Source organism: Vibrio lentus, from assembly GCF_030409755.1.
Taxonomy (GTDB): domain Bacteria; phylum Pseudomonadota; class Gammaproteobacteria; order Enterobacterales; family Vibrionaceae; genus Vibrio; species Vibrio lentus.
In genome coordinates this window covers 3,388,961-3,409,132 of sequence record NZ_JAUFQE010000002.1, presented here as the reverse complement: position 1 = coordinate 3,409,132, position 20,172 = coordinate 3,388,961, and the positions used below count along the sequence as shown (strand labels likewise).

Annotated in this window: 18 protein-coding genes; 5 read left to right on the top strand and 13 right to left on the bottom strand. The window is 43.1% G+C overall.

What is annotated here, in order from left to right; genetic code table 11:
• Window positions 1-17 precede the first annotated feature (17 nt).
• The 12 genes from QWZ07_RS24080 to QWZ07_RS24025 all read right to left on the bottom strand — a co-directional run bounded on the left by QWZ07_RS24080 (window position 18) and on the right by QWZ07_RS24025 (window position 13,392).
• The gene (locus tag QWZ07_RS24080; RefSeq protein ID WP_192854092.1) at window positions 18-593 is read right to left on the bottom strand and encodes a prepilin-type N-terminal cleavage/methylation domain-containing protein; all 576 of its coding nucleotides are present in this window, start codon (window positions 591-593) and stop codon (window positions 18-20) included.
• Window positions 594-672: 79 nt separating this feature from the next.
• On the bottom strand, window positions 673-1,128 hold the full coding sequence (locus QWZ07_RS24075) for an MSHA biogenesis protein MshF (RefSeq protein ID WP_102327015.1): 456 nt from the start codon (window positions 1,126-1,128) through the stop codon (window positions 673-675).
• A gap of 3 nt (window positions 1,129-1,131) precedes the next feature.
• A complete protein-coding gene (locus QWZ07_RS24070) occupies window positions 1,132-2,355 on the bottom strand; it encodes a type II secretion system F family protein (protein WP_192854091.1) in 1,224 nt (407 codons plus the stop codon).
• Between the two features lie 12 nt (window positions 2,356-2,367).
• Window positions 2,368-4,092 (bottom strand): MSHA fimbrial ATPase MshE, encoded by a 1,725-nt coding sequence (mshE, locus tag QWZ07_RS24065; protein WP_102327014.1) that lies wholly within the window; start codon window positions 4,090-4,092, stop codon window positions 2,368-2,370.
• The gene (locus tag QWZ07_RS24060; RefSeq protein WP_192854090.1) at window positions 4,082-5,275 is read right to left on the bottom strand and encodes a tetratricopeptide repeat protein; all 1,194 of its coding nucleotides are present in this window, start codon (window positions 5,273-5,275) and stop codon (window positions 4,082-4,084) included. The genes mshE and QWZ07_RS24060 overlap by 11 nt, the downstream gene beginning before the upstream one ends.
• Before the next feature lie 2 nt (window positions 5,276-5,277).
• A complete protein-coding gene (locus QWZ07_RS24055) occupies window positions 5,278-6,117 on the bottom strand; it encodes an ExeA family protein (protein ID WP_192854089.1) in 840 nt (279 codons plus the stop codon).
• Window positions 6,118-6,170: 53 nt separating this feature from the next.
• Window positions 6,171-7,817 (bottom strand): pilus (MSHA type) biogenesis protein MshL, encoded by a 1,647-nt coding sequence (mshL, locus tag QWZ07_RS24050; protein WP_192854088.1) that lies wholly within the window; start codon window positions 7,815-7,817, stop codon window positions 6,171-6,173.
• A gap of 15 nt (window positions 7,818-7,832) precedes the next feature.
• Window positions 7,833-8,162 carry an MSHA biogenesis protein MshK gene (locus QWZ07_RS24045; protein WP_192854087.1) on the bottom strand — a complete coding sequence of 110 codons (330 nt, stop codon included), beginning with the start codon at window positions 8,160-8,162 and terminating at the stop codon, window positions 7,833-7,835.
• Window positions 8,155-8,802 carry a type IV pilus inner membrane component PilO gene (locus QWZ07_RS24040; protein WP_102344549.1) on the bottom strand — a complete coding sequence of 216 codons (648 nt, stop codon included), beginning with the start codon at window positions 8,800-8,802 and terminating at the stop codon, window positions 8,155-8,157. Before QWZ07_RS24040 ends, QWZ07_RS24045 begins: the two co-directional genes overlap by 8 nt.
• Window positions 8,802-10,244, bottom strand: coding sequence for an MSHA biogenesis protein MshI (locus QWZ07_RS24035; protein WP_192854086.1), 1,443 nt, complete (start codon window positions 10,242-10,244; stop codon window positions 8,802-8,804). Before QWZ07_RS24035 ends, QWZ07_RS24040 begins: the two co-directional genes overlap by 1 nt.
• Before the next feature lie 2 nt (window positions 10,245-10,246).
• Window positions 10,247-12,262 (bottom strand): RNase E specificity factor CsrD, encoded by a 2,016-nt coding sequence (gene csrD, locus QWZ07_RS24030; protein ID WP_065113111.1) that lies wholly within the window; start codon window positions 12,260-12,262, stop codon window positions 10,247-10,249.
• A gap of 809 nt (window positions 12,263-13,071) precedes the next feature.
• Window positions 13,072-13,392, bottom strand: coding sequence for a helix-turn-helix domain-containing protein (locus QWZ07_RS24025; RefSeq protein ID WP_065612735.1), 321 nt, complete (start codon window positions 13,390-13,392; stop codon window positions 13,072-13,074).
• A gap of 102 nt (window positions 13,393-13,494) precedes the next feature.
• Here QWZ07_RS24025 and QWZ07_RS24020 point away from each other — a divergent pair, with 102 nt between their 5' ends.
• The 5 genes from QWZ07_RS24020 (at window position 13,495) to QWZ07_RS24000 (ending at window position 18,246) form a co-directional block, all read left to right on the top strand.
• Window positions 13,495-14,019, top strand: a complete 525-nt coding sequence (locus tag QWZ07_RS24020) for a VspR family transcription factor (protein ID WP_192854085.1) — start codon at window positions 13,495-13,497, stop codon at window positions 14,017-14,019.
• On the top strand, window positions 14,013-15,392 hold the full coding sequence (locus tag QWZ07_RS24015) for a DEAD/DEAH box helicase (RefSeq protein ID WP_192854084.1): 1,380 nt from the start codon (window positions 14,013-14,015) through the stop codon (window positions 15,390-15,392). The genes QWZ07_RS24020 and QWZ07_RS24015 overlap by 7 nt, the downstream gene beginning before the upstream one ends.
• A 259-nt stretch (window positions 15,393-15,651) precedes the next feature.
• Window positions 15,652-15,795 (top strand): hypothetical protein, encoded by a 144-nt coding sequence (locus tag QWZ07_RS24010; RefSeq protein ID WP_192854745.1) that lies wholly within the window; start codon window positions 15,652-15,654, stop codon window positions 15,793-15,795.
• 232 nt (window positions 15,796-16,027) lie between these two features.
• Window positions 16,028-17,500 (top strand): group II intron reverse transcriptase/maturase, encoded by a 1,473-nt coding sequence (gene ltrA / locus QWZ07_RS24005; RefSeq protein ID WP_192854744.1) that lies wholly within the window; start codon window positions 16,028-16,030, stop codon window positions 17,498-17,500.
• A gap of 314 nt (window positions 17,501-17,814) precedes the next feature.
• Window positions 17,815-18,246, top strand: a complete 432-nt coding sequence (locus tag QWZ07_RS24000) for a GNAT family N-acetyltransferase (RefSeq protein ID WP_192854763.1) — start codon at window positions 17,815-17,817, stop codon at window positions 18,244-18,246.
• 437 nt (window positions 18,247-18,683) lie between these two features.
• Here the strand turns inward: QWZ07_RS24000 and QWZ07_RS23995 are convergent, their stop codons facing one another.
• Window positions 18,684-19,433: an alpha/beta fold hydrolase gene (locus QWZ07_RS23995; protein WP_192854761.1), complete on the bottom strand. Its 750-nt coding sequence runs from the start codon at window positions 19,431-19,433 to the stop codon at window positions 18,684-18,686.
• Between the last annotated feature and the right edge of the window lie 739 nt (window positions 19,434-20,172).

Sequence of the window (20,172 nt, the reverse complement as noted above, 5' to 3'; positions counted from 1 at the left end):
TTTAATTTTACGCAGACTTACTGCAAAGTTACGGTCACACGACCAGTTTTAATTTCGTAAACAAATTGGTGCTCGGTACTACCTTCTAATTGAACGTAAGTACACGTTGCATCACCTGAATTCGCTTGCGCTGAATATTTGTAATTTGAGTCACTAGCAACAACTGAGACTTCACCAACTTTAGGTGGATTTTGCAGCAAGTTTTCCATCAGTTCAGAACATGTTTTATCTGAAATATCTTGTGGCGCAGTGCCAGAATTGTTGTTCAGAGTCCAAGGGTAGCCGTCTCGAAAGTCGGTATCTTCGTTGTTACTGTTCTTTGATCTTGTTAACCAAAAATCAACACCATCATAATTTACAGTATTGTATGTTTCAACACCTATCTTCTCTGATGGTCGCGCTTCTGCTTCCCACTGTGCTCTTGCCGACAAAACTGCCGTTGCAAAACCACCAGCGACGCCTTCAATGCTTGATTTCTTGGCTTCATCTGTCACATCGAGAAAACGAGGTAAAGCAGCTACCGCCAATAAACCAACGACCACAATCACTATGACTAATTCGACAAGGGAGAAACCCTTTTGATTCTTAAGCATTTTCTACCTACTCATCTAATTATTAACGCGCATTATACATTCACGCTCGTATAAAACCATACAAAAACTGTCAATATTTTCACAAAGCCAAAATATTGGCTTTAATACTAAATCTTTCTTTTTTGAGTAATATATCTACCTGATACTTATCACTATAATGATAACTACAGTGAAACTGTATGTTATCACTTTTATCTTCAACACTTGGAGAGCTTAGCCCTAAAATGCTCCCCTGAGGATACAATTGATCCAGCCAATAATTGCAGTCCCGTTCTGAGCCTTGGATCGGCATTATCCAACCCGTTCGGCTATATAACCTTGGTTGCTCTGAAATACCATTTCGCTCAACACCCGTTAATAAATACTGCTGCTTGAAACGATTGGCTCGCTCTAGCATTTGCTTACTCGCCACGATAAATGCCGTGTTAGTCGCTTCTTCTTCTACCGTTTTTGATACCGAAAGTAGGCCTACAATCAGAAAAAGAATAACCACACTCCAAATAACAAAACGTGAGCGCTGTAGGTTATTTAGCATTCCCTAACCTTTGATTGCATCCAGCATTCCCCACATAGGTAAGAAAATACCTAGCGCTAAAATCAGCACCATGCCTGCAACTACCGTCAGCAAAATCGGTTCAATTCTGGCCGTTAAAGTTTTCAGATCATAATCGACCTCTCGATCGTAAAAATCAGCCACCTCAAGAAGCAGCTCATCAATGCGACCTGTTTCTTCACCCACTGAAATCATTTGTATCACGAGCGGTGTGAAAATTTCGCTGTTGATCGCAGTAGATGAAACCGTACTACCTGCTTCTATTGCCGATTTCATGGCTTGAACTCGCAGTTCTAGAAAGCGATTGTCCAAAGCCTCAGCTGATAACGCTAATGATTGGTTAAGTGGTACACCCGCTTTCAGCATTAGAGCAAAAGTACGAGAAAAACGTGACAGTAGCGCTCGATTCACCACTCCACCAATAACCGGCATTTTTAAACGTAACCTATCCCACTTTTCCAGCCCTTTGTCTGTTTTGACCCATGCTTTAAACGCAAAGATAAGACTGAAAATAACCGCGAGCATTAAGCCCCAATAATTTACAAAGAACTCGGACATACCAATCAAGATACGAGTCGGTAGTGGTAGATCGACACCAAAGCGCGCGAACATACTAGAAAACTGTGGGATAACCTTGATGTTCAGAATGAACATCGCAATCAAAATAAAGCTGATAACAAAGGTTGGATAACGCATCGCGGTCTTGATTCGCTTACGAGTCTCAACTTCCTGTTCGTAGTATCCAGCTAATTGCAGCAAAGCCTGATCTAAACGACCGGTGTTTTCACCAACACCGATCATCGAGACAAATAATGGACTGAACACTTTTGGGTGCATCTGCATCGATGCCGATAATCCACGACCATTGGTTAACTCTGCAACCACGTCTTCTAAAGCCGCTTTCAACTGTTTATTTTCGCAGTTTTGGGTAAGGCCTTTCATCGACCTCAATAATGGAACACCCGCTTTAGTGAGGCTGTATAACTGTCGGCAAAATAGAACTAAGACTTCTAGAGGTACATTAGGAGAAAACAGGCTAGACACATCCATATCTAACACTGACCCGCCACTTTTCCCCAATTTGATAGAGGTAGGAATGATCCCCTTGCTCATCAAGCTTTCAGCAGCAAGATCTTCGTTATTCGCATCCAACTGGCCAGTCACTTGACTGCCATCAGAACTACGACCTACATAACGATACGTTGGCATACTAGTCTACCCTTACAGATAAATTGGATCGGTTGCACCGGAGGCATCGCCTTCACCCAGGTGCATGATCTCATCGAGGCTCACTACACCTTGCAAAGCCAGTTCCATCGCAGAAGCCAATAACGGTTTGTAATTGTCAGACTGTCTGGCTGTTTGAGCAAAACCAACAGCGTCGTTGGCTCTGAGCGCATCCATCATGTTTTGCTCTAGCTCCAACATTTCAAATACACCAATTCGCCCGCGGTAACCGGTTAAGTTGCAGTTCTGGCAACCACGACCTTTCATAAACGGCACACCCACTTGGTTAGGGAAACGTACACTCAGCCACTGCTTACGAGGCTCATCGAGTTCGTCATCGACCTTACAATCAGTACACACTTTACGAACTAATCGCTGTGCGACAACCGCTCTCACGGCACTTGCCACGAGATAACCGGGAGCACCCATGTCCATCATACGGAGTGCACTATCTACTGCATCGTTGGTATGGAGAGTACTTAAAACTAAGTGACCGGTTAATGCTGCCCTTAGGCCAATCTCAACCGTTTCGTGGTCACGCATCTCACCAATAAGAATGATATCGGGATCCTGACGTAGGAAGGTTCTCAAGACAGTCGAGAAGTCGAGGTTGATCTTAGGGTTTACTTGAACCTGATTCACGCGAGGAAGACGGTATTCGACCGGATCTTCCGCAGTAATGATCTTTTTACCCGGTTCGTTTAATTCGCTTAACGCACCATATAAGGTCGTCGTTTTACCAGAACCTGTTGGGCCAGTAACCAAGATCATGCCATGAGGACGGCGTAATTGTTGGCGAAGACGAACAAGAAGATCATTGGGGATACCCGATGCTTCTAGCTTACGTAATCCTGCTGATTGGTTAAGCAAACGCATCACCACAGACTCGCCATGTTGTACCGGCATGGTCGACATACGAATATCAACCGACTGGCCTTTAGCTCGAATATTGAAACGACCATCTTGAGGTAAGCGCTTCTCAGAAATATCCAAGTTCGCCATCAATTTCAAGCGCAGCACCAAAGCAGAGGCAATATTCACTTCATTCAATAGTGTTTCATGCAACACACCATCAATACGCTGACGAAGACGTAATACATTAGAGTCTGGTTCGATATGGATATCGGAAGCACCAACTTGAATTGCATCCTCAAACAAAGAGTTGATGAGTTTAACAACTGTAACTTCGTCGCTGTCTTCACCCGCGATATCAAAATCAAAGGCATCATTAACTTGGTGCTCGGCATGGAGCTGCTCGGCGAAAGAAGCAATCTCTTTGGTTCGACGATAGTAGCGGTCAAAACCATCGACTAACTGTCTCTCTTGAGCGACAACAAATTCAAGTGCGTAATCACCTAGTTGGCCAAGTAATGATTCCTGAGCAAACAGATCGGCGGGATCACTCATTGCAACACGCAAGGTATCGCCTTGACGGCCAATCACCAATGCACGAAGGCGACGAGCATGTACCTCGGGTAAAAGCTGAACCGCTTCTACATCTACATTGGCTCGACTTAAATCAATCAGAGGAATCGCTAGCTGTTGAGACAAAAAGCTCAGCATCTGCTGTTCAGACAAGAAACCAAGTTCAATCAAGGCATCGCCAAGCTTGCGCCCGGTACTTTTCTGAGCGGCCAGTGCTTGTGCAACTTGAGCCTCGGTAATGATGCCTTCTTCTACGAGCAAATCACCAAGTCGCTTTCTTAATCTAATTTGCATCGTCGTTCTCCTCTAAAGCATCGATTATTTTTAATCTGTCGCGGACAAAATTTTGCGATTGAGATGAGATTCCAACTCGGGTTAAAGCGCCTTGGTACGATTCTTTAGCGGCACTAAAATCAAGCTGACGCTCTTGTTGAATCGCAAGGCCTAGCCACCAGCGAGCATTAGCTGAATCGACTTCGACCAACTTTTTGTAACTCTCTAATGCAATCTCTTCTTGTTGCGATTTTTGACTCAACGCCGCACGCATTGCTAAATAGTCTTTGGTCGGATTTGGCGGCAAATGTACTAATGGACTCAAGGCGGCTTCCGCTTGATTCGCTTTGACGAGCAATTTTGATAAACCGAGACGTAGCTTTTCACTATTGATATTCAGCTTGATGCCGGATTGATAAAGCTCATAGGCTTTACGAGTATCACCCTTACCAAAATAGAGAATCGCAAGTTTCTGGCGAACATCCTCATTCCTAGGGGCGTAACGTAGAGCTTCGGTATAACCCTTTAGAGCACCAGTAAGATCATTCGCATCGAGAGCTTTCTGAGCTCGGCCTACTGCATTATCGGATAGCTGTTGAGAAGTCAGCTCAATCTGCTCGATCAACATGCCATTGTCAGCTGAATTCACAGATGAGGCTGAAGACGTTTCTGCACTCGCCTGCTCATTGACTGACGAAGACTTTTGTTTCGATACGCTTGCCACATAAATCGGATCTTGATGAGCTACTTTTAACGCTTTAGGGGCTTTTGACTGTTCCGCGACACTGGTCGTTTTAGCTTTTGTTGACTGGTCTACTCGCGACTTAGCGGCTATAGATTGAGTTGTTACAGATGGTTGAGACTTTTCAACCATAGAATGAGATGTCACTGACGTAAGTTCAGAATCGACATCAACCAGTTTTTGAGTTGGAGACAAAGGCATCGCTGGCGTAACAACACGATTAACTTGCCCCGAACTATCAACAAGCGACACCTCTACCTGTGGAGCACTTACTGAAATGGGGTTATCAAGTTTAGGGGCTTGCGACACCGCCCAACCGCCCATTGCCAAACTTAAGGTAAAACCACCCACAACCCAAACCAATGGCGAGCGCGTTTTGACTTTAGGCACAACAGCCGCTTCTATCGATGTTGTTGATTCTTTCTTTGCCAATTCAGACAAGGCGTTATTAATGACGCTCATAATTAATTCCAACCCCACAGTATTGGCGTTTTAAATTTAGGCTTACATACATCGTATGTCTCGTGCATTGCAGCAAATAGGTGTTGGTTTTCTAGCGTTTTTTTATCTTCGCTAAACGAAAGCAATAAGGCTTTGTGACACAACTGATTAATCAACCTTGGAATTCCTAGAGAAGAGCGCCAGATTGCTTTTTTATGATTCAAACTAAATAGATTTTGATTGCCACCCGACTTGGTGATTCGGTTATCGATATAAGCTACCGCTTCATCAAGATTAAGCGGCCTTAGAGTTGAGCTAAAACTGATTCTTTGACGAAACTGCCTAAGATGATAAGCCTCTAAGCGGATATCCAATTCAGGCTGTCCGAGTAACACTATCTGTAATAATTTCTTATCTTCTGTCTCTAAATTACCGAACAACCTTAATGTTTCGAGCGCCTCATCCGATAGAGCTTGAGCTTCATCGATTATCGCGACGACTCTTAGCCCCGAGGTGTGCAACTCAATCAATTTATGCTGAATGCTATCGACTAAGGTCGCTTCGTTCTCAACCACAACATCAAGCTCTTTAGCGACGGCTTGACGTAAGTCGGCACCAGATAACATTGGATTGGGGAGGTAGATTAGCGCAGTACAGTCTTGTAGATGGTTCACCAACATTCGGCATACCATGGTTTTTCCCGTACCGACCTCACCAGTAACCTTTATCACGCCCTCACCCATCTCTAACGCCGAGATAACCGTTTGAATCGCCTCAAAGTGAGGCGCCAAACCATAAAAGAAGTCGGTATTCGGCGTTAAAGTAAACGGCAGTTGTTCAAAGCCAAAATGAGCTTGATACATAAGGTGACCTACCTTAATTCAGCGCTGCCAATCTACATGTAGAAGATGAGTGGCTACTCTTCATCGGGGAACCATTCTTGTAGAAGGTCTCGGGAACGCTCCAACTCAGACTGCCAAGTATTGACGCCCACAATGGTCGGTTTCAATAAGATCACAAGCTCAGTTTTTTGAGTTAATTGGTTCGTGTTACGGAACAAATGACCGAGAGCTGGGATATCACCAAGGAATGGGACTTTAGACGTCACATCACTGGTGTTAGATTTCATCAAACCACCAATCACAACCACATCGCCATCTTTTGCGCGAATGACTGAGTCAGACTCACGAATAGAGCTTTTAGCTAAAGGTAGCTGCACCACGCCCGTTGTAGAACCAAGGTTGAGCTCTTTCACTTCTTCCTCGACCTCAATAACGGCAGGGTGAACATGTAAGAATACGCTACCTTTATCGTCTATCTGAGGGGTCACATCTAAAGAGATACCAGAGAAGAACGGAGTTAACTCAACTTCGGGAGCAACATTCGCATTGTCCCCACTGCCTACCGCGCTTGATAAATCCGTCACGTAGTATTCGTCTGTACCTACTTTTATTACTGCTTTCTGGTTATTTGCAGCCGTTACTCGCGGGCTAGACAGAACATTCAAGTCACCTTGAGTATCCATAAAGCTCAAAACCGCTTCAAAGCTGCCATCTGAAATCGTTACGTTGGTTTGTCCACCTAACAAAGAGCTGATGGCATCTAATGGAGGCAATGTTCCGCCAGGTCGGTCAACAACAACACCACCGCTACCAATCGACTTAGATAAATTAGACCAGCTAATACCCTGTTGGTAGCCATCACTCAAGGTCACTTCCATTATCTTGGCTTCTAAGATAACTTGGCGCTGCAAACGTTTCTGAGAAATACCTAAAAACTCTCGAACTTCACGAATTTCATCAGGATAAGCGCGTACCGTAATGACACTGGCTTGTGGGGTAACCACGACACTTTGTCCTTCACCAGATCCAATTAAGTGAGCAACTGCAGCCTCAAGCTGTGGCCAAAAATCACTTTCAGATGTCGTTTCAATTTCTGTTCCGCCATTCGACGTCGAATTCGATGAATTGGACGAATTAGAAGAGTTAGATGAATTCGACGAGTTTGAGTTCGAATTTGAAGAGCTTGAAGAGTTAGAGTCTGAGTTAGAGATCGTGCCGGTAGTAATCGTCGTTAATGAGCGACCAGAACGCTTCACTTGTAAGTAATCGACAGGAATCGTTACCGTTCGAAGGCCGGCAGGGTAAACCTGAATCACTTTGCCACGCTTCTCAATATCGTAGCCATACATATCTTGAGCAACAGCCAACACTTCATCTAGCGTCACATCGGTTAGATTTAACGTAAGGTTCCCAGCCACGCTTGGATGAATAGCAGCACTGTATTCAGTACCTTTAACTAAGCTAGCAAAGAAGGTTCTTGCTGCGACACCGTTCGCCTGAATACGAAAGCGCTTAACCGTTTCCATACTCGGAGACATAGAGTCTGAATCAAGTTGTGGCATGAGGTCGTCTTGAACCGATGAAGGAAGCTCATGAAGCGCTTTGCTATTGGCTTCATTAATGGATTCGTTCAAAGACTCTTTTATCTCAACAGGGTCACGATGCCCCATCGAACAACCGACTAAAGATGACACTAGAATTGCTACTACAAGTTTACGCATGTCTTCACTCAAACCTTAATTATTCTTAATATCTAAAGAGAACATCTCTAATTTCCATTGCTTAGAGTTTCTCTGCAGAGTGACGTATTCTGGATCGATATTCTTAACTCGATACCCTCTGACCGTTTCTCCTTGAGCGAGAATTTGACCATTTAGAATCGCATAACAAGGTGTATCACCTTTACAAACAATGCTCTCTAATGACGGTAGACGATACTGAGTCGGCGCTTTTTTAGCTGGCACAGCTTGCTGTGGCGTTAACCAGCCTAATGGCGCCGTGGGATCTTGTTCAGCCCATGCTACTTGTCCACAAAAAAGTAGGGACAACAGGGTAATTCTAACCACCGATAAACTCCTGTCTGGTACCTAGCGTATAAACCTCAAACACAAGTCGAGCATTTGGGTACTCTTCTACCGAGTATTTAAATGTGCGCCAGTAATAACTCACAGGCAGAGACTCAAGCGCTTGAAGGTAAGCTGAAATACTAAAGTAGCTCCCCGTCAGCTCCATTCTTACCGGATGAAGAAAGTAGCCAGAGTACTCACTGGTTTCTTTATTATTCGAAATCGGTTCTGGTTTTAATGACTCTAAAGATTCAAGCTTTAATCCACTGCCAGCGTTAAGCACACTTTCTAACAACTGTGACATTTGAGACGGCGAGATCAGCCCATCAATGATTTCTGATAACTGAACAGAAAGGTCTTGGCTCTCCACCAGCAGTTTTTTGTACTCAAGATTAATCTCTTTATCCGGGTCTTTGTTCAGCTTGGCTTGAATCACCAGCAGCTCACCCTGTTGTCTTTGGTTTGACTGAGTCAAGCTCATCGACTTAGCTTTTTTAGCTTGTAAATCGAGATACGCAGGTTCAACCAACAGCGTAAAAAGCAACATAGCTAGACCAATAAAACCACATACGAAAAGCAGCCATTTTTCTCTTTGACTTAATGCAAGAAACTTATCGCTAAGCTGATTCCACTGTTGCACTATTTGCTCTCCCTACGAGTACTCAATTCAAAAGTCACCACGTCTTGATCATTGCGACCGATTTTTAATTTTTCGAACGTTCGTCCAACCAAATTCAGTTCGCTTTGAAATTGGCCAATCCAGTTTGGAACGACATTTGCGTTACGTGCAAAGCCACTCAAATCTAAGGTATCGTGAGTCATATAGATGTTCGAAAGTGAGATATCATTTCGCCCTAATTTAGCTAAGGCATTCATGACGCCAGAATACCCGACTTGCTGTGATTCGTCGTATTGCCCTACCGCCTTCAACGCTTCTTTTTTTGCTTGTGTCTCACGTTTGAGACGCGCAACGGCAGCCACTTTCTCTGATGAAGGTTTATGTCGAGTTAGTTGACTATTCAACTGGTTAACTTGCTTGTTAAGCTGTTTGGAGTCATGTTGCAAAGTGGTTAATTCTGCGTCCAGGTTGGATACTTGATATTGCATCACAAAATAACTGCCGAGAAGCAGCGCACTGATGATCGCCCAACTCGCGACAACATTCGCGAGAGTAAAATACTCTTTTTGGGGCTTTAGATGTTCAGGGTAAAGGTTAACGTTAAAATCATCTTTCTCTGCCGCAAATTGAACCAGCAAGCTTTCTGAATTTTCACGATCCTTGTCTACTAACAAAGAAACACTCGAGCTTAACGTGTCGTTTAAGACGCTTTGCAGTTCAGCTTCATCCTCTTCATCACAGCAAATTTTGAGCTGGTGAAGTTGAGTGCCTTTAATTTGAGAGGAAAGGTAATCAATCGAACGCTGTAACTCTAACGCTAAACCATCAAGCTGTAAGGCACTTGAAGCCACTCCAGTTAATGGTGGAACCACACTTCGAATCGTTCTTTGGAAACAAACCGTATGCTCAACAAAAGCACCTAACTTAAAGTGTGCGTTCTGACTACGTTGAAGAAGAATAAAGTTAGACAGTTCACCCGCACTGTAGCCCCAGATTTCATCTTCAGGGACAACACCTTTAAGCTCAACCTGCACCGAATTGGTCACATTAAGGAGCTTATCTAATAGCTTTTTAGGTAAAACATAAACTTGCAGTTTGTTCGAGGTCGGTAATGCCACAGCGCTCGCGGTAATATCCGTCACTCGCTCAGAAACAAGATCTTTCAATAAGAATGGCAGCGCAACCGACCATTCGTTCTCTGGAATATCCGGCTTATCTATTTGGTAGGTTTGGTAATAATTGGCACATACGATCAGCTGAAGGCTGCCACTAGTAAACGCCTCACTATTGAGAGACTGTTTCAGCGCACTTTCCCAATCCCCATTAACCAATGAGATACGAGTAATTTGAGGGGATTGCTCTGTCGGTGAAATGTAAATGGCATCATTGGCCAACATAACAACTTGAGCGCTGCCTTTATTACTCGTTGGCCTTACCTTGTCTAAAATCGCTTTGAAATTCATGCTTAATTACTACTCTTACGCCATCGATTTCTTCGACCGACTTTTACTACGGATTCGGTTTTTACTGCCTTTTCGCCTTGATGAGGCAAAGGAATGATTTGTTGCTCTTCTTCAAAATATCGACCTTGATAACCATTGATGCCTAACTCTATCAAGGTGTTCTTTTCTTGTTTTGTCTCAACCCCAACAGCAATCACTTGGGTTGGTGAATCACCACACGCCCCAATCAAGCTACGAACAAACAGTTGGTTCTCATGTCTTTGGTCTATTTTCTTAATAAGACTTCGATGAAGCTTAATATAATTGACCTTTAAATCTTTTATATAGTGAGTGCTAACAATGGTTCGCCCTGCTTGACCAACAATCACTGTACACCCTAACCCCGACAACATCTTTGCCACCGGTCTCATATAATCTAAATGAGCAATCAAATGCCCTTCAGGAAATTCGAATGCAAGCAGAGAGCGATGCAAGGCAGAGAGCTGTAACAACTCACTTCTAAACCATTTAAAGTGCTGCTTATTAGCAAATGGAGTCACATTCAAATTAATCGAATAATGTATAGGTTGAGTGGATTCTTTCACCAACTTCAACATCACCTTCAGAACCGATTGATCCATTTGAGCTTGATAACCGACTTGCTCGACAGCTGGCATAAAGCGAGATGATTTCAATAAACCCTTTTCAGGGTCCTGAATTCTAGTGAATATTTCTCTATGTAATTCATTAGCTTGACCAGATTCCGGCATAAGGTAACATCGCTGAGCAAAGATTACTAAATTTTCTGGGAGCAAAGCTTTATCGAGTAATGTTCTCCAACGAACACTGCCGCGATCAAGCTCATTTTTATTTGATTTAGGGTAGCGGCTCCAGTTATTGATGCGCTCTAACTGAGCACTTTTTAGCGCGGTTTCCGTTTCATCCATGATCTGGCTATGGCGCTCACCTTCCGTGTACATGGTCACACCAATATGGCACCAGTTATCCGATTCCAGAGGTTCCGGCGGGGTTAACTTATCTAACTGCCTTAAGCATTGAGCCGCCAACGTCGCAATATCTTTTGCTCCCTGATGTGGGATAAATACAGCGAAGTCCGCTTCATAATAACGAGAGAAAATAACATCGGGGTAGCGCTGAACAATATTCGACAATACTTCACCGACTTCAATAATAAAGCCATCGGTGATTTGCTTGTCGTTCACATCACGAACCTGACCCCATTCATCAATACGTATCAGTAAAACGCCGCCCCGAGCACCACTTTCATGCAATGCCGATTCGAGCTTGTTATCAAATAGAACGCGATTGGCTGTACCTGTCAGCTTATCTAAGAAGGTATGGGTGCGAATAAAGGTATCAAACCGGCTTCTTTCTTGACGAGCATCTTGTAGCTCTTCAATTAACACATCAAGCGCTTCACTTGCCGTATAGGGCCATTCCCGCTCATCCCCTTTAGCATGAGCTTCAACTTGCCCAGCAAGAAGCATTCTTCCTCGTTCCTCTAGCATTTCTGACCCCATCAACTGCTCTTTGAGCCATCGAACGCCACGAGCTAAGCAGAAAATAATGAGAGCAACCGCTAAAGTAATTGACCACATGGCTTCAAGCGAATAGCTATAGCCTATATAAGGAGGAAGAGCCTTAAACTCGATTCGATAACCTTCATTGCGCTCAAGGACAAAGCTTTTTTCATAAAGTCGATTAGGATCAATCTGAGGAGAGGTATCTTTGAAGCGATACACAATACCGGTTTTGTTCGAGAGTTTCATCTCAACAATATTGCTCGCCTGCAACATCTTAGGCATCCAACGCTGCATTGAATACGCGGCGTCAGGATCTTCCATCTCTTTATCTACAACGTCGACAATACCCACCAAATAATGGTCTAAATATTCTTGCCCGATACGCTTAAAAGAAAGTGTCCCGCCGATAAAAAGAATGAACATCGCGCTGATCACACTCACGGTGACAAAGGCGACTAAGCGAGTGCTCAATTTTAGTGTGGGGGTATATCTCATGAATAACGAAATCCTTTTCAACTCACATTATACCGTATTGCTACTTATACTATAAATTGACGTTGTAAATAAAGCGTTAAGAATTCTAGGTAACAAAAAGCCGCGATAAACGCGGCTTTTTCCAATTTAATACTGTCTTTATAATATATTAAAAACAGGGCTTAGAAGGGAAGACTTACGGTTTGAAAGGCGTCAAGCTCGTTCGTTCGTTTATCTACCCCGCATTCACTGGGTTTTGAGCCTTACAAATGCTGTATAAATCTTTTTTTAATCGAACTTCTTCGTTTTTGTAAACTCAAGCACCGTGCGAAAGCTTGTCTTTACATTTTTTATCGAATATTTCGATGGAAAAGAAATAATGTCTCATACAAAACCAGTATGTAGGCCAAGCTCTATTATATCAAATTCAATATGAACCTAAATAAAGATCCATGCTCAAGATCACTATTGTACCTGAATCTAAGTGATATTGAGTATCATGCTTGCTGTAACTCGATTTTGGAAATGGCAAACTTTAATTAGCTAAAGTATGGATACACTTAAACTTCCTAGTCGGTTTTGATCCACTGATACTAGACACAAGCATATACGACTTTTCCCATACCTTGGGTAATTTATGCTTTGCTAAATTAGCTATCACACTAAAATGGAATTGTCCAAAAACGTGACAATCTGAATTATCATACGTGTGTGATCACCAAGCGATTCTGTCGCACCTTAATTACCAAGCGACTTTGGATTCTGCCAACAAGAAACAGTAAAGGAAGTTCCTAAATAGTACCTATTTAATCTAAGTCTGAGTAGTGCAACTAGACTTCACGTTTACTGTTGGCTAGCAATGATGAAATTAATTCTTTCCTCTCACTTTCTGTCATTTGGGAAACAATACATGCTAGTTCTGCGGCGCTTGCATCTTCACAGAAAAAGTAACTTAAAGGCACACCTAGCTCATCGGCCAATAGCTTTAAGGTTTGTACGTCTGGGGTGTGTTTACCCTTCTCGTATTGATTCATTCTTGGGCTAGCAGAGCTTTCATCCATACCTATACGTACTCCCAATGCTTTTTGAGAGAGGTTTGCTTTTTTGCGGGCTTCTTTGAGCCGCACTGGAATTGGGTTTTCGAATGGCACTTAAGTTTCATTTCTCTGATCTCACGGTGACTAAGATTTTCTTAGTTTTACTAATTTCTGTATACTAAGCAATCCTTAGTATTTTAATGGTATATGCGGTACATGAAGCGTTCTTTGAAAATCAGTGATGAAATGCACAACCTATTGATTGAAAGAGAGATGGATGGTTTTTTAGTTGTTGAGCTAAGAGATGCATTTGTTTCGATTGATGACTCCTATGTTGATTTGGATGATGCTCGCCGTAAGGTTTATCGACAGCTTCTTCGTTTGGTGAAGAACAATTGGCTTCGAGTTGAAGGGACGGGGCAGCAGAAACGATACTTTCAAACAGACTTATTTAAAGGCCTTCAAACCGATACTGCATCAGACAAAACTAAGGTTACTTTTTCCACCTCGTCTGATTACTCGGTATTAAGATACGAACGCAATCAGTACAAAGGTGAACTAGAGATTGTTTTTGGGGAGATTAATGAGTATCAATCTCTCTGTAGCCGATTTCCTGAACTCGAGCCGAGGTTGCTTCCACTTCTTGAGCAAGCAAGAGAGCATTCAGCGCAGTTGTTAGGAAGAGTGAACGTACTCACCAGTGTTCTCAAAACACTTTGTGAGGACAACCAGTCGTGCTAAGGCCATGGCAGGCTGAATGCTCAGAGAAGGCATTACAGAAATACAGCTCAAACCAGCAGCACTTCTTCTGCCAAGCAACGCCAGGGGCTGGGAAAACGGTACTGGCTGCGACAGTCGCTTCAAGGTTGATTCAAGAGGACAAGGTCGACCTTGTATTATGTTTCTCACCTTCTTTAACGGTTTCAAGCGGAATAAAGAAAACCTTTTCACAGATTCTTAATTGTACCTTTAACGGAGGATTAGGTTCTATTGGACGATCTCTTACTTATCAGTCGATTCAGTTTCTAAATGAAGACTTTTGGCTAACGCTAAGAAATCATCGAGTTTTTGTGGTCTTTGATGAGATACACCACTGCTCTGGTACAGAGATTGAAAATGCGAACTTTTGGGGGCAACAAGTCCTTGCAAAGATTCAAGGACTCGCAACGTATACCCTTGCTCTTTCAGGGACTCCGTGGCGTTCAGATTCTTTGCCGATAGTATTGGGAGAGTACAGCGATCCTGACGGAATACTTTTAGTTGATTATCAATACACGTTAAAACAAGCAATCGGCGATAAGGTTTGCAGAGCCCCTAAGATTGTTTTGGTTGATAATGAACATTTGACTGTGACGAACGATGAAACGGTGGAGTCTTTTTCTTCAATATTGGAAATGATTAAGCAGACTAAGGCCTCATATCAAAGCATCATTTATAATGACGATGCAATGGAGTACTTACTTGGATTGGGTTGCAAAAAGCTTGCAGAAATCCGTTCTAGATCCCCGAGGGCTGGAGGGTTAATTGTTGCTGCATCAGTTCAGCACGCACAAACAATTAAAAAGGTACTTTTTGAAAAGTATGCTCAATCGGTCTCAATAGTGACCTATCGGCATGAAGAGCCTTTAGCAGAGATTGAACGTTATAGACGAAGCGATACTCAATGGATTGTTAGCGTTGGAATGATTAGTGAGGGAACCGATATTCCGCGCCTTCAAGTTTGTTGTCACATGAGTTCAGTCAAAACCGAATTGTACTTCAGACAGGTGCTCGGGAGAATTCTTCGTGTGAACGGCGTGACAAATCAACAAGCGTGGTTATTCACCTTTGCTGAACAAAGCTTGATTGACTATGCAGAAAGGATTGAACAAGATATTCCTGAGTCATGTATATATGCAAAGTGGAAAAAGTTTGCAGAAGCCGAGCCAGATACTACGCGCAACCGTCTGAGCGAAAAGGGGTTGCTAGAAGAGCGAGGAGGACTTAGCTCTAAGCTGATATGGAATAGCACGACAAGGAACACTGAGAATATTGATGTCGCACTTTGCGCGTTTGATGAACTAAGGCTTGGGGCGTTTAGGCAGAGAGTTATTTCTGCTTTTGTGGTTTCGTAAGGCCCAAACACGCTAATGTCCAGGTTCTTGCCGGCGAGGAAACTTAACTCAGAAGTGTCCGTGCGACCTGAAGTCGTATGAAGCGTTGTTCACCGCTTAACGAGTGAACCGTCTGTATCACCAGATGAACCTACGAGCCTGAATAAAGCAGCGGCTCGGACAATGTAACGAAACTTGGCCGTTGGGCTGAGTGGGAAAAGAATCGTGAGAGGACGTTCCTCCTGAAAACCACAATTCAGGTAAGTGCTAGGGAGTCAGTATGATGAACGTATGTGAATCCATTCAAGGTGCGTTATATGATGAAGCAGCGGAAGTGGTTAATACGCTGTGGCCAAAAGGCAATGAGAGTTGGAAAGAGGTTGGACAGTACTTTTTCGTGGTCGCCGCACTCTCCGCACTATAGTGGGCATCTAACCTGACATTGCGCGACATACGGAACAGGGTAAGCCTGTATCACTCCCTTTGGGAAAGCCTTTGTGGCCGATAGTGATGCAGGTATAGGAGGTCGGAAAAAGCGAAAGCTACATTGTAATGATGCAGATACAGACTTATGTCTGATCACGAAAGTGAGCCCACTTCCGACTGGTCTCCCATTGCGAGAGAATTTGAAGAACTTTATTCAAGGAGAAAAGCAAATGATGGTCTCGAAAGAGATTAGTGCATCTTCTGACGGCGCTCAATGGCAGTCCATCGACTGGAAATCCGTTGAAGCGCACGTATTAAAGCTTCAAATGCGTATCGCAAAAGCAACTAGAGAAAAGAAATACGGTAAGGTGAAGTCTTTACAGTGGCTCTTGACTCATTCTCGTTCAGCCAAGCTTCTTGCGGTTAAACGAGTCTCTCAGAATAAAGGCAGTAAAACGTCTGGAATAGACGGTGTTATCTGGAACACAGATGCACGCCGTATGAAAGCAGTCAATCAACTGAGTCGCAAGGCTTACTCTGCAAAACCACTCAAACGTATCTACATTCCCAAAAAGAACGGTAAGCTCAGGCCATTAGGCATTCCATGCATGATTGATAGAGCGCAACAAGCTCTATACCTTCTTGCATTAGAGCCTGTGTCCGAAACGTTTGCCGACCTCAATAGCTATGGGTTTAGGCCAAATCGCAGCACGGCTGACGCGGTCAGTCAGTGCTTCAAATGTTTGGCTCTAAAGCGATCAGCGAAATGGGTTCTTGAGGGAGATATTAAAGCTTGCTTCGACAAAATCGGGCATGAATGGCTTATGAACAATATCACGGTAGATAAACGTATGTTAGAGCAATGGTTAAAGTCTGGCTATGTGGATAAGGGACTGTTCTACGATACCGATGAGGGTACACCTCAAGGTGGAATAATCTCTCCAACTTTGATGCTAATAACTCTCGCGGGAATAGAGCAACAAATAAAATCTACAGCCCTGAAAAAGGGTGCTAGGGCCAACTTTATCGGTTACGCGGATGATTTCGTGGTCACCTGCTCTTCAAAGGAGGTGCTAGTGAATGATATCAAACCGTTGATTGCTGACTTTCTGGCAGAAAGAGGGTTAACCCTCTCCGAAGAGAAAACGAAGATCACTCATATTGATGATGGCTTTGACTTTCTGGGCTTCAATCATAGGAAGTACAAAGGGAAATTGCTCATTAAACCGAGTAAATCCAACACGTTGTTATTCTTGAGAAATCTAAGAGAACTCATTAAAAAGCACGCAACCATCCCTGTTAATGACCTTATCAAATTGATAAATCCGAAACTCAGAGGATGGGCGAGTTACTATCGCCACTGTGTTGCCAAACAAGTATTCGGGTATGTCGGCCACAAAGTATTCCAAGCGCTATGGCACTGGGCAGTTAGACGTCATCCAACTAAGTCCAAAGACTGGATTGTTCACAAGTATTTTCTTAATCGTAAAGGCCAGTGGCAATTTCACGGTTGGCAGAAAATCATGAACATGGACTGTCACTTCAATCTGTTCCAAATAGCGAAAGTGCCCATCGAGCGACACGTAAAAATCAGGAGTGCAGCGACCCCTTTTGATCCTCAATACCAAGAATACTTGGCGAAGAGAAAACCCAAAAGGCTAGCCCGCAACTCTTGGAAAGAACCTGTCCCGACTGCGTTATAAGTTGCTGGGTATCAATGATGCCTTAGTGGAGGCTTGAGCCGTATGCAGTGAAAGTTGCACGTACGGTTCTTAGAGGGGCGGCACTTGGTAACAAGTGTCGTCTACTCGACAGAACCTTCACAGCGGGACACTTCGTAACTCTGGGACACAGTGACGGTGTAGATCATCAGTGACGGTGTAGATCATCGTAACGCAGAATTGCCCCATTCCAAGCCAGAACTCTTTGCTTACATCATTAGACTACTTAATGATTTGCGAATAGAATACACGCTCGCGGCTGCACATGAATTTCAGTCAACTATAGAGAAAACACAATGATTGTAGAAAGTGTGCTTCCTGAAGATTACGCAGAAATGCTGAATGTTTGGGAAAACTCAGTCCGAGCAACTCATGACTTCATAACAGAAGAAGATATTGAGTTTTTTAAACCAATTATCATTGAGAAGGCTTTTCCTGCTGTCACGTTAAGATGTATTAAAAGTAATGATGGCTCAATTATAGGCTTCGTGGGTATCCATGATTCTAAGGTTGAAATGCTTTTCATCTTAAACGAGGCCAGAGGGCAAGGAATTGGCAAGGTGCTGCTGCAATACGCAATAGAGCAGTTAGGCGCAACCAAAGTCGATGTAAACGAACAAAACCCACAGGCAGTAGGTTTCTACGAGCATATGGGCTTCAAAGTCGTTTCGCGCTCGCCATTTGATGATATGGAAAAACCTTTTCCAATTCTGCATATGACACTTTAAAGCTCGGTTTGTCGTAACCAAGTTTGTTAGAAGAAACGCCCAAAGCTAATAACTTTGGGCGTTTCCGTATACGCGAGCGTTGTTCTAACTTGACTAACCTTTGCCCCATTATTGGTTTCGCCAAAAAAGCCTACGTTATCGGTCGAGTGAATTTTGACCAAATATAACTAATCTGACACCCAAAACTCACAAAGTACGAAAAATGGGGGTCATTGTGCTGTTCTTGACCCAAATGAACACGCTGATTTTTGCCCTATAAATCGCTCTGAAATCGTTATAAATTTTTAAGACAGTATGGAATTATATCGCTTGATTAAGCGTCTAAAATCTTCGCTAAGAGCGTTTGACGTGCTTTAAGGGCTGTTTCTGATAGCAAACCCACAGATTTTACATAATAGGAATAATAAACACCGACTTTTGTAGGCACGCGTTGCGAATCACTCTTGAACAATTTGTTTGGCTTTGAGCCAAATGGACCCTACAACTTTCAGCAACCACTCAGGGTTGTCTAACGCTACATCATGCCCATCTATTTCATTAACTATTACCCGAGCACCCCACTTCTTAGCCATCGCTTGAGTGGCATTAGAATTCACAAGCCCATCATTTAACGAAGCAACAAAATGTAGTTCACATTGTGGCCTCGAGACTACGAACCCAGTAGCAGCTCTCAATTGTCGCCAAAAATTTGCAACACTTATCGGATATTTTTGACCGTGGTTCGCCCACTCGTTGACTGTCTTTCGATTAAATGGTTGGTTCGAAACCATCTGATAAATCGCACCTTCTCGACTCAACGACGACGAAAACAAAGCTTTCACAATTCTTAAATAGTTTCGTGGCAATAGTCTTTCGTAAAAAGGGCTAAAGTCCTTTGCCGTTGTATTAACGCAAATGACTGACTCGACCTCCTGTGGGTATAATTCTGCCCATTTAAGACCTACCATCCCTCCCATTGAAACAGCTAAGATAAGAACTTTCCCTTGACGATTGCGTTGATTTCTAACACTTTCTACCATTCCTGAAATGGTATTTGGAGATATTTCCGAAGACAAATAGCCATTGCCGGGAATATCAATACAACTAATTGGGCAATCAGGAAAAATAGTGGATAAACGCTCCGTGAAATTACCCCAATGATAACTTCCTCGAAATAAACCTCTTAGTAATATTATTTCAGTAGTCATACCAAAAACCTCTCGGAATCCTAACGCTTTCTCTACGGCGAACGGCCGTATTTACACGTTTATTTATGCCTATTTAATCTTTCATGGTCAATTTGAAATCAAAGACTTAAACCGATTTTTGAATGTTAGATGGCTGCATGTCGCTTAATGTGAGGAACTTAATTTAACGTAACGTCACTTAGTACGCACCTAACATAAACCAATACTTTTGCTAGTGTGATGTTACTCATCGCACTAGCTCTTCACAAGTAAATTTGCCATACCTGTAGTTATTGATGATTTTCTAATTTAGCAAAAGCACTGGCAAGGTTTTGTCCAGAAGCTTCGTAGACATGAGGTTTTACTCGTGGCATTTTGCTCAAAAGTGCTATCTAGCTCAGATTTGCCCCATTGCAAGTTAATGCGACCTAAAGCTAGTTCTTGAATATCAATATTTACGATACTTAAACTAGTCGATTCAAAAAGTAAGACCTGACCCTCATCATTCAAACTTATGGTTCCCAAGATTCTGTAGGAGCAGATTGGTGGGAGCATACAAAGCGTTATGAGGAAGGTGAGAACAACGTATTTGAGCACCGAACTAATGTGCCAACTGAAATGCCCAATGGCGATATGGCAATGCACTATCGGTTTGTTTCCTATCCTAATGGGACGTTCAAGTATGAGTGTGGTGATGGATGGTATGACTGTGCGAAGTAGGTACATTTAAGCTGGTGGCATAGAAGGGAGCATTAGCTCC

Excerpts from the sequence above, each read along its gene's own strand:
- mshL (WP_192854088.1), bottom strand. The coding sequence starts at position 7,817 with ATGCGTAAACTTGTAGTAGCAATTCTAGTGTCATCTTTAGTCGGTTGT.
- csrD (WP_065113111.1), bottom strand. The coding sequence starts at position 12,262 with ATGAGATATACCCCCACACTAAAATTGAGCACTCGCTTAGTCGCCTTT.
- QWZ07_RS24080 (WP_192854092.1), bottom strand. The coding sequence starts at position 593 with ATGCTTAAGAATCAAAAGGGTTTCTCCCTTGTCGAATTAGTCATAGTG.
- QWZ07_RS24070 (WP_192854091.1), bottom strand. The coding sequence starts at position 2,355 with ATGCCAACGTATCGTTATGTAGGTCGTAGTTCTGATGGCAGTCAAGTG.
- QWZ07_RS24055 (WP_192854089.1), bottom strand. The coding sequence starts at position 6,117 with ATGTATCAAGCTCATTTTGGCTTTGAACAACTGCCGTTTACTTTAACG.
- QWZ07_RS24075 (WP_102327015.1), bottom strand. The coding sequence starts at position 1,128 with ATGCTAAATAACCTACAGCGCTCACGTTTTGTTATTTGGAGTGTGGTT.
- QWZ07_RS24000 (WP_192854763.1), top strand. The coding sequence starts at position 17,815 with ATGATTGTAGAAAGTGTGCTTCCTGAAGATTACGCAGAAATGCTGAAT.
- ltrA (WP_192854744.1), top strand. The coding sequence starts at position 16,028 with ATGATGGTCTCGAAAGAGATTAGTGCATCTTCTGACGGCGCTCAATGG.
- QWZ07_RS24060 (WP_192854090.1), bottom strand. The coding sequence starts at position 5,275 with ATGAGCGTCATTAATAACGCCTTGTCTGAATTGGCAAAGAAAGAATCA.
- mshE (WP_102327014.1), bottom strand. The coding sequence starts at position 4,092 with ATGCAAATTAGATTAAGAAAGCGACTTGGTGATTTGCTCGTAGAAGAA.
- QWZ07_RS24035 (WP_192854086.1), bottom strand. The coding sequence starts at position 10,244 with ATGAATTTCAAAGCGATTTTAGACAAGGTAAGGCCAACGAGTAATAAA.
- QWZ07_RS23995 (WP_192854761.1), bottom strand. The coding sequence starts at position 19,433 with ATGACTACTGAAATAATATTACTAAGAGGTTTATTTCGAGGAAGTTAT.
- QWZ07_RS24020 (WP_192854085.1), top strand. The coding sequence starts at position 13,495 with ATGAAGCGTTCTTTGAAAATCAGTGATGAAATGCACAACCTATTGATT.
- QWZ07_RS24010 (WP_192854745.1), top strand. The coding sequence starts at position 15,652 with ATGATGAACGTATGTGAATCCATTCAAGGTGCGTTATATGATGAAGCA.